Genomic DNA, 16,853 nt, shown 5'->3' on the forward strand with positions numbered 1-16,853 from the left:
CGGCGCACCCCTGCCTGCAGAGGCGGGGCGAGCACGACAGGCACGAGCGCGAGAGGGTACGATGAAGGGTGCGAAAGACATCGTCGACGTGTTGAACGAGGTGCTCGCGGGAGAGCTCGTCGCGATCAACCAGTACTTCCTGCACGCGAAGATGTGCGCGCACTGGGGCTTCGTCACGCTCGCCGCGCACGGCCGCGCCGAGTCGATCGACGAGATGAAGCACGCCGATGCGATCATCGATCGCATCCTCTTCCTGGAGGGGCTGCCCAACCTGCAGCGCCTGGACACCCTTCACATCGGGCAGACCGTGCCGGAGCAGCTCAAGAGCGACCTCGAGCTCGAGTACCAGGCGGTCAAGCGGCTCAACGCGGCGATCGCCCTCTGCCGCGACAAGGGAGATCGCACCTCCGAGGAGCTCCTGGCCAAGATCCTCGAGTCCGAGGAGGAGCACGTCGACTGGCTCGAGACGCAGATCGGTCTGATCGAGAAGCTTGGCGAGACGGCCTACCTGTCCCAGCAGATCCGCGAGTAGGGTAGGGTGGGGGGCTCGCCCCGCGCCGGCGGCGCACCCCGCGCGCCTCCTGGCGGCGGAGGCCGCGCTTGACGTACGATACGCTGGACGCATGTCCAAGCCGCCGCGGACGACCGCGCTCGCGCGGTTCCGCGCCAGCTCGGCGCGTCGGTCGTGCTCGTCGCGCCGCGCCCGTCCCGCGAGGAGGATGAGCGCGGCGGGGGAAATCCATGTCGAAGATTCTTGTCGTCGATGACCAGCGGAACATGCGGACCACGCTCGCGATGATGCTGCGTGGCGCGGGGTACGAGGTCGATGAAGCGGCCGACGGCAGCCAGGGCGCCGACCTGGGCGCCAAGGGCGCGTACGACGTCGTGCTCACCGACCTGCGGATGGGCGGCTTCGACGGCATCGGCGTCCTGCGCGCGGTGAAGGAGTCGAACGCGAACACCGAGGTCATCGTGATGACCGCGTACGGCACCATCGAGAGCGCGGTCGAGGCGATGCGGCTCGGCGCGTTCGACTACATCCAGAAGCCGTTCTCGGAGCAGGAGCTGCTCGTGAAGGTGGAGCGCGCGATCCAGAACCGGAAGCTCACCGGGGAGGTGCAGCTGCTCGCCAGCGAGTTCAAGGAGCGCTACCGGTTCGAGAACATCGTTGGCCGCTCGCAGGCGGTCCGCGAGGTGCTGGGCCGGATCGTGAAGGTCGCGCCGACCGACGCGACGGTGCTCATCACCGGCGAGAGCGGCACCGGCAAGGAGCTGGTCGCCAAGGCCATCCACGCCAACAGCAAGCGCGCGGATCGCCCGTTCGTCCCGGTGAACTGCGCCGCCATCAGCGAGACGCTCCTCGAGAGCGAGCTGTTCGGACACGCGCGCGGCTCGTTCACGGGCGCGATCTCGGCGAGGAAGGGGCTGTTCGAGGAGGCCGACGGGGGCACGTTCTTCTTCGACGAGATCGCCGAGACCCCGCTCACCTTCCAGGCGAAGCTGCTCCGCGCGATCCAGGAGAACGAGATCCGCCGGGTGGGCGAGAACAAGCCCATCCACGTCGACGTGCGCATCATCGCCGCGACGAACCAGGAGCTCCTGGGCGCGGTGTCGGAGAAGCGGTTCCGCCAGGACCTCTATTACCGGCTGAACGTCGCGCGCTTCGTGCTCCCGCCGCTGCGCTCGAGGCGCGAGGACATCCCGATCCTCTGGGAGTTCTTCCTCGAGAAGTACAACCGGAAGATGACCTGTCGCGCGCGCGCCGCGGACGGCGTCGTCGAGGCGCTGACGCAGTACGATTTCCCGGGCAACATTCGCGAGCTCGAGAACATGGTGGAGCAGGCGGTGGCGCTCTCGGGCGGCGGCGTCATCAGCGTCGACGACGTACTGCCCGCCGCGTTGCTGCCGACGCGGGCGCCCGAAGGCGGCGGCAGGCTGCTCGCCGACGTTGTCGACTGCGCCGAGCGCCAGGCGATCGAGGCCGCGCTGCGGGAGTGCGACGGCAGCCGGGAGCGCGCCGCCGAGGTGCTCGGGATCAGCGCCACCACCCTGTGGCGCAAGATGACCCGCCTGGCGATCACGTATCCCCCGGGCTGAGCCGTCGCCTCCTCAGCCGGCCTCCCCGTTCCTGACGACCAGGCTCGGCAGGGCGTTCCCTCGGGATACAGCAGGCGCCCGCAGACCCGGCCGAGCATGCCTGTGCTCACCTGGTTGAGCCATCTGCTACTCACCGGGCTCAGCCGGCGTGCGCCTGCGCGCGCCTGGCGGAGTTTCGACCAGGACGTACGACCGGGCTGAGCAACACCCCTGACTCAGCAGTAAGATTGGGCAGCTAGCCCACGTTGGGTTGCACCTTTGCAATGTCAGCGCGTCGGGATTTGCCTTAGTGCAATGGGTCAGCTGATGTAGACTGTGCGCTTCTGTTTCACTTCGGCGTCGACGACAGCAACTCGATGATTCGTCAGCTTGGCCCGGTAATTGCTAGGTCGTAGACCGATAGGCGTAGTCATCGTTGGCGGCGCTCGCCGCAGGAGGACGCTTAATGGCCCGCATGCTGATCGTGGACGATGAGAATTCCCAGCGTCGCGCCCTTTCAGCTGGGCTAAGCGTCGAGGGGTTCGAGGTCGTGTTCGCCGCCTCGTTCCAGGATGCGAACCGCGTCCTCGGCTCTTCCCCGGTCGACGTGGCGATGATCGACCTGATGATGCCCGATCTGAACGGCCTGGAGCTCGCGCGTCACATCCGGCATGCGTTCCCGAGGGTGCGGGTCGTGCTTTCCAGCGCGTATCACCTCTCCGCGCGCCAGGTCGAGCGCGCCGACTGCGGCGCCGTGGCCTTCGTCCCGAAGCCGTACAAGGTGGGCGAGATCTGTCGCTTCCTCCGCGCCAAGACGGACGTGCTCACGCCCGCGTCGTGCTAGTAGCGCGGCGTGCGCTGCGAGCTGCTCGATTACGAACTCCCTGAAGCGCTCATCGCGTCGCGGCCCCCCGAGGAGCGGGACGGCGCCAGGCTCCTCCTGGTCGACCGCGGCCGAGGGGCCGGCGACGTCGAGCACGCCGCGATCCGCGACCTCGGCCGGTACGTCGAGCGCGGCGCGCTCGTCGTCGTCAATGACACGAAGGTCGTGCCCGCCCGGCTGTTCGGCAAGAAGCGTGGCACCGGCGGGCAGGTGGAGCTCTTCCTGCTGCACCGGCTGGACGAGGCGCCGGCCGGGGCGGAGGACCTCGCTCGCGGGCCCCGGGAGCTCGCCGGCGGGCCCGGGGAGAGCGCGGCGCACCCCGAGCGCTGGCGAGCGATGGGGCGCGCCTCCAAGCCGATCCGCCCGGGCGCGGTGCTCGATCTCGAGCGCGACGGGGCGCTCGTCGCGGAGGTGCTGGAGCGCGCAGAGGACGGGGTGCTCACGGTGCAGCTCTCCTCGCCGGCAGGGCTGTCCGTCGCGGCGGCGATCGATGCCTACGGGCACGTCCCGCTCCCTCCCTATCTCGGCCGGGGCGACGACGCGTCCGATCGCGAGCGCTACCAGACCATCTTCGCCCGCGTCCCGGGCGCGGTCGCTGCGCCCACGGCGGGCCTCCACCTCTCGCCCGGCCTCGTCGAGCGGCTCCGCGCGAACGGGGTCGAGATCGCGAGCGTCACGCTGCACGTCGGCCTCGGCACGTTCCAGCCGGTCACGGTCGACGACCTCGACCTGCACCCGATGCACGCCGAGGTCTACTCGGTCCCCGAGGCGACCGCCGGCGCGGTCGCGGCCGCGCGCGAGCGCGGCGCGCCGGTGATCGCGATCGGCACCACCGTGGTGCGCGCGCTCGAGAGCGCGGCCGACCCGGCGCGCGCGGGCCTCGTGCGGGCGCAGTCCGGGGAGACGCGCCTCTTGATCCAGCCCGGCTACCGGTTCCAGGTCATCGACGCCCTGTTGACGAACTTCCACCTGCCGCGCTCGACGCTGCTCGCGCTCGTGTTCGCCTTCGCCGGCCGCGAGCGCGCGCTCCTCGCGTACCGCGCGGCGATCGACGCCGGCTACCGCTTCTACTCGTACGGCGACGCCATGCTGATCTCCGGAGCGAGCGCGTCATGATCCGGACGCCTGGCTTCGCCTTCTCCGAGCTCGCGCGGGACGGTCATGCCCGCACGGGCGTGCTCTCCACGCCGCACGGCGACGTGCTGACCCCGACGTTCATGCCGGTCGGCACCCAGGGCAGCGTGAAGACGCTGGCCCCCGGCGAGGTGGCCGCGACCGGCGCGAGGATCGTCCTCGGCAACACGTACCACCTGTGGCTCCGCCCGGGCCCCGAGCTCGTCGCGCAGCTCGGCGGCCTGCACGCGTTCACCCGCTGGCCGCACGCGATGCTCACGGACTCCGGCGGCTTCCAGGCCTTCTCGCTCGCCGAGCGGCGCACCCTCACGGAGGACGGCTTCGTGTTCCGCTCGCACCTCGACGGCGCCCGCAAGGCGCTCACGCCCGAGGTCGCGATGGAGGTGCAGGGGCTGCTCGGGGCCGACATCGCGATGCAGCTCGACGTGTGCCCGCCCGGCGGCGCGCCGCACGCGGAGGTCGAGGAGGCCTGCCGCCTGACGACGCGCTGGGGGAAGCGCTGCCTCGCCGCCAAGCGCCCCACCCAGGCGCTCTTCGGTATCGTGCAGGGCGGCACCTCGGCCGCCCTCCGCACGGCGCACGCGGACGAGCTCGGCGCGTTACCGTTCGACGGGCTCGCCCTGGGCGGCTTCTCCGTGGGCGAGCCGATCCCGCTGATGCACGAGGTCGTCGCGCAGATCGCGCCGCACCTCGACCCTTCGCGCCCCCGCTATCTCATGGGCGTCGGGACGCCGCTCGACCTCATTCACGCCGTCGGCGCCGGGGTCGACATGTTCGATTGCGTGCTCCCCACCCGGAACGCTCGCAACGGGCAGGCGCTCACGCAGCACGGCAAGATCGTCATCAAGCAGGCGCGCTACAAGGAAGACCGATCTCCGCTCGACCCGACCTGCGCCTGCCCGACCTGCGTCGGGGGGTACAGCCGCGCGTACCTGAGGCACCTCTACATGGCGGGCGAGATCCTCGTGCTGCGCCTGCTGACGGAGCACAACCTCCACCTGTATGGCCGCCTGATGCGCGAAGCGCGCGCGGCCATCGCCGAGGGGCGGTACGCGGCGTTCGCCCGCGCGTGGCTCGGCGCGCCCGATGTGACCGAGTGATCGAGCCACCCTACATCGTCTCCATGGCCTCTTCGACGCGCTCCCGACGCGGGCGCGGCGGGGATCGCGCGGCGGGCGCAACGTCCGCGCTGTCCGGAGGGTTCCGGAGTAACATGGGCGCATGGTGAGCTCTCGCCTCCGCCGCGCCGCGCGCTCGCATCCGCGTGCGCCGGGCGACCTCTCGGCCGCGCTCGACCAGGCGGTAGGCCCGAGCCGCCGGCGCACGAGCCCGAGCCGGTCGTGCCAGCCGAACGCTCGCCTTCGCGCGCGGGTCGCGTGCTTGCCCGCGCTTTCCTCGTCCATTAGCCTTCGGACTCGGCCCGCGGAATGACGCAAGACGCCAACAAGAAGCCGCTCGGACGCATCCTCCTCCAGCAAAGGGCGGTCACCCAGCCCCAGCTCGAACAAGCGCTCCTCGATGCGCGTGCAAAGGGAGTTCCCCTCGCCACGAACCTCATCGAGAGCGGCACCGTCTCCGAGGTCGCTGCGCTGAAGGCCCTCTCCGAGCAGAGCGGTGTTCCTGGCATCGATCTCAACCAGGTCTGCATCAAGCTGAGCGACCTCTCGATCCTGCCCCGCGAGATCGCCGCGAAGCACAAGCTCCTGCCCGTGCTCGTCCGCGAGGACCGCATCCTCGTGGCCATGGCGGCGCCCGCCGACAAGAAGGTGATCGACGAGCTCGAGTTCGTGACCGGCAAGCGCGTCTTCCCGTACATCGCGCTCGCGGGCCCCCTCGTGCGGACCATCGTGGCCGCCTACGACATGAAGGAGCAGGGCGAGCCGTTCTACGTCGGCGCCAAGTGCCCGCCCGAGGTGCTGAAGCGGGCCGGGCTCGGCGCCGCGGCGGCGTCTGCTCCCGAAGCGCCGCCCGCGCCCGCCCCTTCGCAGCCTGCGCCGCGGCGGTCTGCGTCCGCCGTGCCGCCGGCGACGGTGGCCCATCCCCCTGCCGCTCCCCCCCCTGCGCCCAGCGCCCCGCCGCCGGCGCGACCCGCGCCGGAGCGCTCGCGCGACGAGGCGGAGATCTCGTTCGCCGATCTCACCGACGAACCGAGCCCGCCCGCCGCTTCGCCGGGCCGCATGTCCTCGGCGGGGCCGCCGCTCGTCGTCGACGACGCCATGCGGAGGGCAGCGGCAGCCGACGAGCTCACGGACACGGATTTCGGCACCGCCGACCGCGACCTGTCCGTTGTCGAGTCGCTCCCGGGCGCGAGCAAGGCGCCGCAGGGCGATCAGACCACGATCCTTGTCGTCGACGACGAGCCCGAGATCCGGAAGCTGCTCCGCCGCATCTTCGAGGAGCGCGGGTACCGCGTCGAGGAGGCCGACCGCGGGCTCCTCGCCCTGCGCATGGTCAAGGAGCACCCGCCCGACGTGATGATCCTCGACGCCATGTTGCCCGAGGTGCACGGCTTCGACATCGCCCGCCGCATGAAGGGCACGCAGCGCTACGGCCACATCCCGATCATCATGATCTCGGCCGTCTACCGCGGGTGGCGCTTCGCCGAGGACCTGAAGTCGAGCTACGGCGTGGAGGCCTATATCGAGAAGCCGTTCCGCGTCGCCGATGTCGTCGCCGCCGTGGAGAACGCGCTCCAGGCGCGCTCGATCCGCGGGGATCAGGACCGGATTTCGGCAGAGGCGGAGCGCCTCCTCGCCGCGGGGATCGCGGCGTACCGCGCGGGCGATTTCGATAAAGCCGTGCGGCACCTGCGCGAGGGCACGGCGATCGATCCGCTCGCCTACCGGCTGCACTTCCACCTCGGCCTGCTCTACGGCAAGCAGGGCCAGCTCTACGACGCCATCCAGGAGCTGGAGACGGCGCTGCACATCAACGGCAAGCACTTCCCCGCGCTGAAGAACCTCGCCGTGCTCTACCAGAAGGCCGGGTTCCGCAACAAAGCCATCGAGACGTGGGAGCGCGCCCTGGGCGTCGCGCCCGATGACCCGACGCGGCAATCCATCAAGGAGCATCTGCTCGGGTTGCTCTGACCGCCTACCCCATGTCGTCCGGGGCCAAGCTGTCGTAGACTGCGCCGATTCCACCGGCAGGCGCGTCCTTGGATGAAATTCATCTGCGATAACTGCAAGGCCAAGTACCAGATCGGCGACGAGAAGGTCGCCGGCAAGATGGTGCGGATGCAGTGCCGGCGATGCGGGCACCTCATTCAGGTGAGCGCGAGCGTCACCGAGAGCTCCGTGGCGCGGGCTCTCCCGGTCGAGCCGCCGCGCGCGGCCGGCGACGACGCGCAGATCGCCCCTCCGAGCGACGAGGCGCCGCCCGCCGGGGTCGGCGCCGGTGGCGCGAGCGCCCCGAGGCCGCCGCCGGCTTCGGCCCTGGGCCACGGCGCCGCGCCGTCGCCGCCCCGGCCGGCATCGCAGGCCCTCCCGCGCCCGGGAGGCGCGCCTCGACCTCCGGCGGCGCCGCGCGCCGCGCCCGGACCGGTATCGAGCCCGCGCCCGGCGCCCGCGCCCGCCGCAGCGCGGGCCGCTCAGCCGGCGCCCGCCGCAGCGCGGGCCGCCCAGCCGGCGCCCGCGGCTCCAGCCGTGCCCGCCGCCCGGACGGAGCCCATGCCGCCGGCGGGGGCCGCCAGCGCGTTCACGCGATCGATGTCCAACGACCGGCCGCTCGGGAAGACGCCGGCCGCGCGCACGACGTCGAGCGAGGACTGGTACGTCGGGGTCGGCGGCGTCCCGCTCGGCCCGGTGCGGCTCGCCGTCATCCGCGAGAAGGCGCTGGTCGGCGCGGTGGACGGCGACTCGCTCGTCTGGCGCGAGGGCTTCGACGAGTGGCTGCCCCTCAAGAACTTCCCGGAGCTGCTCGAGATCGTCACCCAGGCCCAGTCCACCCGCGTGTCCGCGCCCGCGCGCCGCACAAGCAGCACGGGCTTCTCTGTCGGCCACCAGCAGGTCCCGCCCTCGACGAAGGCGCCCTCGTCGGCGAGGGTCCCTCCGCTCGCTGCGGCCGCGCCCGCGCGCTCGGCAACGCGCGAGCCGGAGCCTCCCGGCCTGAGCGAGCGGTCGCCGGTGGGCGTCGGCTCGGTCGCTGCCTTCTCCGCGACGGGGACGCCCGCTGCGAGCGCGCCGGCCGGGTGGCCCGACGCGTCTGGGGGCGCCGCGCGGGCCCACGCCGTGGGCGCGGCGCCGGTCGAGGTGCTGGCCGATCCGTTTGCGGCCGGGCCGGCGGCCGCCGTCGCCTCCGCGCCGAGATCCGAGCTGGCGCCGCCCGTCTCGGCCGACGTCGCTCGCGGCGCAGGCGGCCTTTCCCTCGGCGGCTCGCCCTCGGCAACGGCCCGCGCGGGCGGCCCGCCGTCTGTGACGTCGGCGCCGGCCGGTGGCCTTTCCTCCGCGGAGCCCGCCCCCCTCGTGGCCAACCCGGGCAGCCTGGTGGAGACGGTCGCGCCGAGGCGGCGCTCGGGCATGAGCCCGCTCGCCTACGCCTTCATCGCCATGGCAGCGGCGTTCGGCGGCGTCTCCGCCTATGTCCTGCTGTCGCCCAAGCCGCAGCAGGCCCCCGTGCAGGTCGTGACCGCGCCGCCGAGCCACCCGGCCGACCTGCCCACGGCCGCCCCTCCGCCGCCGCCGAGCGTCGAGCCGGAGACGCCTCCGGCGGCCGAGACGGCGTCTGCCAGACCGGAGCCCGCCTCGCCCGGCAAGCCGGGCGCCGTGGCGAGCCAGCGCCCCCAGCCGGAGAAGCCCGTCGCTTCCGCGACAGCTGCTCCGCTCGATCGATCCGGGTTCGGCGCCGGGGTCCCCGGCCCGACGTCAGGGCCGGGCAGCCAGGGCGCCGGCTCCGGCTTGAGCCAGCTCTCTCAAGGGGAGATCGCCGGCGTCGTCGAGGCGAACCGGCCGAGCGTCCGGCGCCACTGCTGGCAGCCCGCCCTCGACGCGCGCGACCGCAACGCATCCACCACAGCCCGCGTCTCGGCTTCCGTGGTCATCGGCGCGTCGGGCGCCGTCCAGTCCGTCTCGGCCGGCGGCTCGGAGAAGGACTACCCCAGCCTGGCGAGCTGTATCGGCTCGCGGATCAAGTCCTGGCGGTTTCCCCCGTCCTCGGGCACCACGCCCGTGACCATTCCGTTCGTCTTCGCCGCCCAGTGAGCACACGCTCCCTGCGGAGGGGAGCCTCACGTCCCCGGGGCGCTGCGCTTTACGCCTGCCCGGGCAGGCGGTAATCGACGCGATCATGGCAGAGCGCAAAGTCCGCATCCTCGTGGCGAAGCCCGGCCTGGACGGCCACGACCGCGGCGCCAAGGTCGTCGCCCGGGCGCTCCGCGATGCGGGCTTCGAGGTGGTCTACACGGGCTTGCACCAGACCCCCGACATGATCGCCTCCGCCGCCGTGCAGGAGGACGTCGACGCCGTGGGGCTGTCGATCATGTCCGGAGCGCACAACACCCTCTTCCCCGCCGTCCTCGAGGCCCTCCGCAAGTACGGCGCCGAGGACATCGTGGTGTTCGGCGGGGGCATCATCCCGGACGAGGACATCGCGCGCCTCCAGGACGCCGGCGTGAAGGGCGTCTTCACCCCCGGGACCACCCTGAAGAGCATCGTGGAGTGGGTCCAGACCCACGTGACCCCCCACGGCTGACCGCCGCGGCGGCGCGCGTCCCCACTCTCCCCCACCGCGCGCGCCCCCCACGCTCCTCCACCGCACGCCACCCCGCCGGACCTCCTCCCGGGCAGCCGGCTCGCTGAGCCCTCCCGGGCAACCGGCGTAGACCTGCCTGTCGGGGCGCGACGTCATGCGGCCAGGGCGGCGATCCGCCTCGCTTCCTTTCCGCCTTGCCAGCGTCCGCCTGCGGCGGTCGCGCAACCCTCCGAACGGCTCCCCACTTCCTCCCACGGACCTGGGTCTGCCGCCGGATCGCGATAATTCGCGTTATTTTGTCGGGTATTACCTTGGGCGCAGATGTCCTACATAGGTGGTGGATGAGGTCCAGAAATCTCCCAAACTGTTGACACTCGGCACCTCCCTCCGTAGCGTGGCGGAGCTTCGTGGGAAGAAGTGGCAGAGAATGTCACGACGCGGCGTGCACCCGGTGGAGCAACGCGGCGCCAAGCCCTCGGCGGGACAGGCCAGCCGGAGCTGGGGTCGATGAGCACGATGTTTCGCGGTCACTTCGAGCACGCGATCGACGCGAAAGGGCGCACGAGCCTCCCTTCGCGCTTTCGCGATGTGCTCGCGGCCGCGAACGACCTGCGCATGGTCATCACCCCGGCCCTCTTCGACCCCTGCCTGCACGCGTATCCGATGAAGGCCTGGGAGGAGCTGGAGGCTAAAATTGCAGCGTTGCCACAGTTCGATTCCAACGTGGTCGCATTCCGCCGCCGCTACCTGTCCGCGGCCGTCGAGTGCGACCTCGACAAGCAGGGCCGGATCCTCATCCCGCCGTCGCTCCGCGAGCACGCGAGCCTCACGAAGGACGTGCTGTGGGCGGGGATGGGACAGACGATCGAGCTCTGGTCAGCGGAGCGGTGGAAGGCCGCTCAGCAGATGAGCGAGGTCGAGCTTCAGAGCTTCAAGACAGCAATCGCGGAGCAGTTCCGCCTATGAACGTCGTCAATGTAGTCCCCATGCACCTGCCCCCTCCGCCGCCGCGCCCGCGCGGCGAGCAGCACGTCTCCGTCCTCGGCCGCGAGGTGCTCGCCGCCCTCTCACCGGTCAGCCAGGGCGTCTACGTCGACGCGACGCTCGGCGCTGGCGGCCACACCGCGACGATCCTCGAGACGCCCGGCACCCGGGTCATCGGGATCGATCGCGACGAGCGCGCCCTCGTCATCGCGCGCGCCCGGCTCGCCCGGATGGGGGACCGGGTGACTTACGTTCACGGCGCGTTCTCCGAGATCGAGCGGCACCTCGCCGCCCTCGGCGTCCCTCAGGTGGATGGGCTCGTGGCCGACATCGGCGTGAGCTCCATGCAGCTCGACGACCCGGCCCGCGGCATGAGCTTCCGCACCGAGGGGCCGCTCGACATGCGGATGGACCCGAGCCGCGGCGAGACGGCGCTCGAGCTCATCGAGCGGCTCGACGACGAGGAGCTCGCGGACCTCATCTACCGCTACGGCGAGGAGCGCCGCAGCCGGCGGGTCGCCCGCTGTATCAAGCAAGCGGCCGAGAGCGGCGAGCTCGAGACGACGCTCGATCTGCGGCGGGCCGTGGTGCGGGCGGTCGGGCCGGCGCGCATCGGCGGCGTCGATCCGGCGACGCGTACGTTCCAGGCGCTGCGCATCGCCGTGAACGGAGAGCTCGACGAGCTCGAGGCGCTGCTCGAGGCGGCGCCCAGGATCATCGCGCCCGGCGGCGTGCTCGCGGTGATCTCGTTCCACTCGCTCGAAGACCGCATCGTCAAGCGCGCGCTCCGCGAGCCGGAGGTCTGGCAGCCGCTCACGAAGAAGCCGGTGACCGCGGGCGACGACGAGATCGCCGACAACCCGAGGGCCCGCAGCGCGAAGCTCCGCGCCGCGCAGCGGGTCTCCGGCGAGGCGCTCGCGTGACGCAGCAGCGCCCGTTCCTCGTGCTCTGGACGCTCGCGGTGGCCGCGACGGTGGCGGCGTTCGTCGTGCACCTCGCCCTGAGGGGGCGCACGGTCGACCTCGGCTACCGGCTCGGTCGGGCGCGCGCCGAGCAGGCGCGGCTGCGCGAGGTCAAGCGGGTGCTCTCGCTCGAGGCGGCCAGCTACGAGACGCCGCAGCGCGTGGAGATGGTCGCCCGCTCGCTGCTCGGCATGACGCCGCCCCCGCCCGAGCGGGTCATCCCGGTGCGGGGCTACACGGCGTCGCCCGAGCGCGATCCGACGAGCGAGGAGGCCGGCAGCGCGCCGCCGGGCGGGGGGCGCCGGGAATGAGGAACCTCGACCCCCGGCGCGCGCGGTGGATCCGCATCCGCATGGGGCTGCTCTGCGGTCTCATGGCGCTCGGCCTGGGCGGCGTCGTGTCCGGCGCCTACCGCATCGAGGTCGAGGACGGCGACGCCTGGTACGACCTCGCGGAGCGGCAGCGCCAGCGGCGGCTCCACATCACGCCGAAGCGCGGCACCATCTACGACCGGAACGGCGCGCCGCTCGCGGAGAGCGTGGAGGTGCCCAGCGTCTCCGTGGACGCGGTCGAGATGCTCCGCGGCGTCGACGAGCAGTACGTCCCGATGCGGATCCAGCAGTACGCCGAGCGCATCGCGCAGGCGCTCTCGCTGCCGGCCGAGGACGTGGTGGAGAAGCTCAGCCGGCGGCGCCGCTTCGCCTGGCTCAAGCGCCGCGTCTCGGAGCAGGAGGTCGAGCGCGTCCGCGCGCTCGGGGACCGGACGCAGCGCTACCCGGTGCGCGGGCTCGTGATCGAGGGCGAGGGGCGCCGCTTCTACCCGAACCGCGAGCTCGCCGGCCCGCTGCTCGGCTTCGTCGCCACCGACGGCGAGGGCAAGGAGGGGATCGAGCTCAGCCTGGAGCACGAGCTCCGCGGCAATGCATCGGAGGTGCGCGGGCTCCGGGATCGATCGGGCCGGCTCATCTTCTCCGAGGGGATCGAGGACGAGCAGGCGCTCGCCGGGCACAACGTCCACCTCACGATCGACAAGGGCATCCAGTTCACCGTCGAGCGCGAGCTCGAGGCGGCGATGAAGACCTACGAGGCGATCGGCGGCTCGATCGTGGTCGTCAACCCCGAGAACGGCGAGGTCCTCGCCATGGCGAGCTCCCCGGGGTTCAACCCGAACGACTACTCGCAGAGCGATCCGGGGTCGCGGCGCAACCGCTGCGTCGTCGATCGCTTCGAGCCCGGCTCCACGGTGAAGATGTTCGCCATCGCGAGCGCGCTCGCGGCGAAGAGCGTCTCCCCGAGCGCGACCATCTACTGCGAGGAGGGGAACATGGCGATCGACAACGTCGTGATCCACGACACGCACGTGCACAAGTGGCTGACGCTGCCGCAGATCCTCAGCCAGTCGTCCAACATCGGCACGGCGAAGATCGCGCTCGGGCTCGGCGAGCAGCGGCTCTACGAGGGCTTGCGCCGGTTCGGCTTCGGGGACCTGACCGGCGTGCCGCTGCCGGGCGAGTCCGTGGGCGTGCTCCGGCCGCGCGGCCGCCCCTGGGTGCAGGTCGAGACGGCGTCGGCCGCGTTCGGCCAGGGGATCAGCGTGACCACGCTGCAGCTCACCATGGCCGCGGCGGCGATCGCCAACCGCGGGCGGCTGCTCGAGCCCATCCTGATCAAGCGGATCACCGACGGCACAGGCGTCACGCTGTCGGAGCCGTCGCCGCGCGTGCGCCGCGACGCGGTGCCCGCGTCGATCGCGCGGATGGTGTCGGAGATGCTCGTCGCGGTGACCGAGGGCGACGGGACCGGCGTCGAGGCGGCCATCCCGGGCTTCCGCGTCGCGGGCAAGACGGGCACGGCGCAGAAGATCGATCCCGCGACGGGCAAGTACACGGACACCCACTACGTGGCGTCATTCGTCGGGTTCGTCCCGGTCGAGCGGCCGCGGCTCGCCATCGCGGTGGTGCTGGACGAGCCCCTGGGCGGCACCTACGGCGGCGGCTCGGTCGCGGCGCCCGTCTTCCGGCGGGTCGGCGAGATGGCGCTGCGCTACCTGGGCGTTACCCCGCGCGGGAGCGTGCCGATGAAGCTGTCGGAGGTCGCCGAGCAGTCGGGCGAGGACATCGCGGCGAACACCTACCAGGTGCTGAGCGAGGCGCGCGCCGCGGCGGCGCCGAGCTCGACGGGGGTGGTAACGCCGTCGGCGCCGCTCAAGACGGGGGAGCTGCGCGTCCCCGATCTCACCGGCCTGCCGCAGCGCGAGGCCGTGAGGAGCGCCGCGACGCTCGGGCTCGACCCGAGCGTCGAGGGCACGGGGAGGCTCACGCGCCAGGAGCCCCCGCCCGGGACCGTGCTGCCCAAGGGATCGCCCCTGAAGCTGATCTTCGAGCCCCCCACATGACAGCGCGCGACCCCAAGGAGGCCGGCGTGGCCGAGGTCGAGCTCGCGCTTCGCCTCGGCGATGTGCTGCGCGAGATCCCGGGCGCCGCGCTCTCTCCCGCCGGCGCCGCGGACCTGCTCGTGACGGGCGTGCACCTCGACTCGCGCAAGGTGGGGCAGGGGGACATCTTCGTCGCGCGCGCGGGCGCGCGGGTGCACGGCGAGGACTTCATCCCCGAGGCCGTCGCGCGCGGCGCGCGGGCGGTCATCCTCGCGCGTGGGAGCACGGCCGACACGCTCGGCGCCGCCCGCGTCGAGGTGCCCGACGTGCCGCTCGCGCTCGCCCTGGCGGCCGCGGTGGCCTACGGGCACCCGGCCTTCACGCTCGAGGTCGTCGGCATCACCGGCACGAACGGCAAGACGACGACCGCCCACCTCGTGCAGGCCTGCATCGACCGGTGCGGCGGTCGGGCCGGGATCGTCGGGACGCTCGGCTACCGCTTCGACGATCTCGACGTCCACGCCTCGCACACGAGCCCCGAGGCGGACGAGCTCGCGCGCGTCGCCGCCGCGATGGTCGACCGCGGCGCGACGCACCTCACGATGGAGGTCTCGTCGATCGCGCTCGCCGCGAAGCGCGTCGACGCGGTCCGCTTCCGGATCGCGGTCTTCACGAACCTCACCCAGGATCACCTCGATTACCACGGCACGATGGAGGCCTACGCGGAGGCGAAGGCGCGCCTGTTCGTGGATCTCGGCCCCGGCGCCGCGGTCATCAACGTCGACGATCCGTTCGGGAGGCAGCTCGTCCAGAGGATCGCCCCGGGCGGGCTCTCGCGTCCGGCGGCGTCGACGCTCGCGCGCTACTCGACGGAGGTGGGCGCCGGCCCGGACGCGGCGGAGATCGCCCCCGTCGAGCTCGCGCACGACGCGCGCGGCATCTTCCTCCGCGCCCGCACGCCCGCCGGCGAGGTCACCATCCGCTCCCACCTGCTCGGCGCGTACAACGCGTCGAACCTGCTGGCCGCCCTCGCCGTGGCCTACCTGCTCGGGTTCGACGTCCACGACGCCGCCGCGGCGCTCTCGTCGCCGATCCAGGTCGCGGGCCGCATGGAGCGCTGCGACACGCCGGGCGTCGACGATGTGATCGTGCTCGTCGACTATGCCCACACGCCGGACGCGCTCGCCCGCGTGCTCGCGAGCGTCCGCGCCCTCGGCGGCGGGCGCATCTGCTGCGTCTTCGGGTGCGGCGGCGACCGCGATCCGCTGAAGCGGTCGCGGATGGGCGAGGCGGTCAGCCTCGCCGCCGACGTCGCCATCGTGACCAACGACAACCCGCGGAGCGAGGATCCGCGCGCGATCGCCGGCGCCATCCTGCCGGGCCTCGCCGCCGGGCGCGCGCGCGTCGTCGTCGAGCTCGATCGAGCGCGCGCGATCGAGCGCGCGGTGCTCGACGCCGAGCCCGGGGATCTGGTCCTCATCGCGGGCAAGGGCCACGAGCCGTACCAGATCATCGGCGGTGTCACGCTGCCGTTCGACGACCGCGACGAGGCGCGCCGCGCGCTCGCCGCCCGCCGCGCTCGGGCCCAGGCCGAGCGGCAGCCGCGCGGAGGTGCGGGATGATCTACGAGCTCTTTTACCCGCTCAAGTTCCACTACGGCTGGCTGAGCTGGCTCAACGTCCTGCGCTACATCCCGTTCCGCACGATCATGGCGACGATCACCGCCATGGTGCTGACGTTCGTGCTCGCGCCGTGGTTCATCCGCGAGCTCCGGCGCAAGCAGATCGGGCAGGTGGTCCGCGCCGAGGGGCCGGAGACGCACAAGATCAAGGCGGGCACGCCGACGATGGGCGGCGCGCTCATCCTGCTCTCGCTGCTGCTCCCCACCGTGCTGTGGGCCGACCTCAGGAACCCGTTCGTCCTCGCGACGACGGCGGTGACCGCGGGCTACGGCGTCATCGGCTACCTGGACGACTTCCTCAAGATCAAGCGGCGGAGCAGCGGCGGCCTGCCGGGCCGCTACAAGCTCATCGGCCAGGTGCTCATCGGCGGCGCGGCCGTGGCCTACACGTTCCTGCTCGCGTCCAAGCTCCCGCCGGACTGGGTGGAGATCAGGACGCGGCTCTCGATCCCGTTCGTCGCGTTCTCGAAGTTCCCGATCGAGCTGCCGCTCTGGGCCTACGTCCCGTTCGCCGTCTTCGTCGTGGTCGCGACGTCGAACGCCGTGAACCTCACCGACGGCCTCGACGGCCTCGCGATCGGCCCGGTGATCATCAACGCGGGGACCTACCTCATCCTCGCGTACATCGTCGGCGCCTCCATCGCGAACTTCTCGCTCGCGACTTACCTCGACATCCCGGCGATCGCGTCGGCCGGCGAGCTGTCGGTGTACTGCGGCTCGGTCATCGGCGCGGGGATCGGCTTCCTTTGGTACAACACGTACCCCGCGCAGGTCTTCATGGGGGACGTCGGGTCGCTCGCCCTCGGGGGCGGGCTCGGGATGCTCGCCGTCTTCACGAAGAACGAGCTCCTGTCGATCATCCTCGGGGGGATCTTCTTCATCGAGACGGTCAGCGTCATCACGCAGGTCCTCTCGTTCAAGCTCACCGGCAAGCGCGTCTTCTTGATGGCGCCGATCCACCACCACTACGAGAAGAAGGGGTGGGCGGAGCCCAAGATCATCGTCCGCTTCTGGATCATCTCCATCCTCCTGGCGCTGGTCTCCCTGGCGTCGATGAAGCTGCGCTGAGGG

General features: G+C 72.0%; 14 protein-coding genes. All 14 read left to right on the forward strand.

Features of this window, described 5'->3' with window-relative positions:
- Window positions 1-61 precede the first annotated feature (61 nt).
- The 14 genes from bfr (at window position 62) to mraY (ending at window position 16,850) form a co-directional block, all read left to right on the forward strand.
- Complete coding sequence (gene bfr, locus WMF28_RS07995; protein WP_437601510.1) at window positions 62-532, forward strand: bacterioferritin; 471 nt, start codon at window positions 62-64, stop codon at window positions 530-532.
- Window positions 533-741: 209 nt separating this feature from the next.
- Window positions 742-2,097: a sigma-54-dependent transcriptional regulator gene (locus WMF28_RS08000; RefSeq protein WP_437601511.1), complete on the forward strand. Its 1,356-nt coding sequence runs from the start codon at window positions 742-744 to the stop codon at window positions 2,095-2,097.
- A 415-nt stretch (window positions 2,098-2,512) separates the two neighbouring features.
- On the forward strand, window positions 2,513-2,920 hold the full coding sequence (locus WMF28_RS08005) for a response regulator (RefSeq protein ID WP_437601512.1): 408 nt from the start codon (window positions 2,513-2,515) through the stop codon (window positions 2,918-2,920).
- A 9-nt stretch (window positions 2,921-2,929) separates the two neighbouring features.
- Window positions 2,930-4,075, forward strand: coding sequence for a tRNA preQ1(34) S-adenosylmethionine ribosyltransferase-isomerase QueA (queA, locus tag WMF28_RS08010; protein WP_437601513.1), 1,146 nt, complete (start codon window positions 2,930-2,932; stop codon window positions 4,073-4,075).
- Window positions 4,072-5,193 (forward strand): tRNA guanosine(34) transglycosylase Tgt, encoded by a 1,122-nt coding sequence (gene tgt / locus WMF28_RS08015; protein WP_437601514.1) that lies wholly within the window; start codon window positions 4,072-4,074, stop codon window positions 5,191-5,193. Before queA ends, tgt begins: the two co-directional genes overlap by 4 nt.
- Window positions 5,194-5,520: 327 nt before the next feature.
- Window positions 5,521-7,182 (forward strand): response regulator, encoded by a 1,662-nt coding sequence (locus WMF28_RS08020; protein ID WP_437601515.1) that lies wholly within the window; start codon window positions 5,521-5,523, stop codon window positions 7,180-7,182.
- A gap of 72 nt (window positions 7,183-7,254) precedes the next feature.
- Window positions 7,255-9,291 carry a GYF domain-containing protein gene (locus WMF28_RS08025; protein WP_437601516.1) on the forward strand — a complete coding sequence of 679 codons (2,037 nt, stop codon included), beginning with the start codon at window positions 7,255-7,257 and terminating at the stop codon, window positions 9,289-9,291.
- A gap of 85 nt (window positions 9,292-9,376) precedes the next feature.
- On the forward strand, window positions 9,377-9,781 hold the full coding sequence (locus tag WMF28_RS08030; protein ID WP_437601517.1) for a cobalamin B12-binding domain-containing protein: 405 nt from the start codon (window positions 9,377-9,379) through the stop codon (window positions 9,779-9,781).
- Window positions 9,782-10,288: 507 nt separating this feature from the next.
- A complete protein-coding gene (gene mraZ, locus WMF28_RS08035) occupies window positions 10,289-10,747 on the forward strand; it encodes a division/cell wall cluster transcriptional repressor MraZ (protein WP_437601518.1) in 459 nt (152 codons plus the stop codon).
- Entirely contained in the window at window positions 10,744-11,688 is a 945-nt protein-coding gene (gene rsmH / locus WMF28_RS08040; RefSeq protein WP_437601519.1) for a 16S rRNA (cytosine(1402)-N(4))-methyltransferase RsmH, read from the forward strand. The genes mraZ and rsmH overlap by 4 nt, the downstream gene beginning before the upstream one ends.
- Entirely contained in the window at window positions 11,685-12,038 is a 354-nt protein-coding gene (locus tag WMF28_RS08045) for a hypothetical protein (RefSeq protein ID WP_437601520.1), read from the forward strand. Before rsmH ends, WMF28_RS08045 begins: the two co-directional genes overlap by 4 nt.
- Window positions 12,035-14,122 carry a penicillin-binding protein gene (locus tag WMF28_RS08050; RefSeq protein ID WP_437601521.1) on the forward strand — a complete coding sequence of 696 codons (2,088 nt, stop codon included), beginning with the start codon at window positions 12,035-12,037 and terminating at the stop codon, window positions 14,120-14,122. Before WMF28_RS08045 ends, WMF28_RS08050 begins: the two co-directional genes overlap by 4 nt.
- Window positions 14,119-15,723 carry a UDP-N-acetylmuramoyl-L-alanyl-D-glutamate--2,6-diaminopimelate ligase gene (locus tag WMF28_RS08055; protein ID WP_437601522.1) on the forward strand — a complete coding sequence of 535 codons (1,605 nt, stop codon included), beginning with the start codon at window positions 14,119-14,121 and terminating at the stop codon, window positions 15,721-15,723. Before WMF28_RS08050 ends, WMF28_RS08055 begins: the two co-directional genes overlap by 4 nt.
- Entirely contained in the window at window positions 15,720-16,850 is a 1,131-nt protein-coding gene (mraY, locus tag WMF28_RS08060; RefSeq protein WP_437601523.1) for a phospho-N-acetylmuramoyl-pentapeptide-transferase, read from the forward strand. The genes WMF28_RS08055 and mraY overlap by 4 nt, the downstream gene beginning before the upstream one ends.
- Window positions 16,851-16,853: the final 3 nt, after the last annotated feature.

Source organism: Sorangium sp. So ce590 (assembly GCF_051521365.1).
Taxonomy (GTDB): Bacteria; Myxococcota_A; Polyangia; order Polyangiales; family Polyangiaceae; genus Sorangium.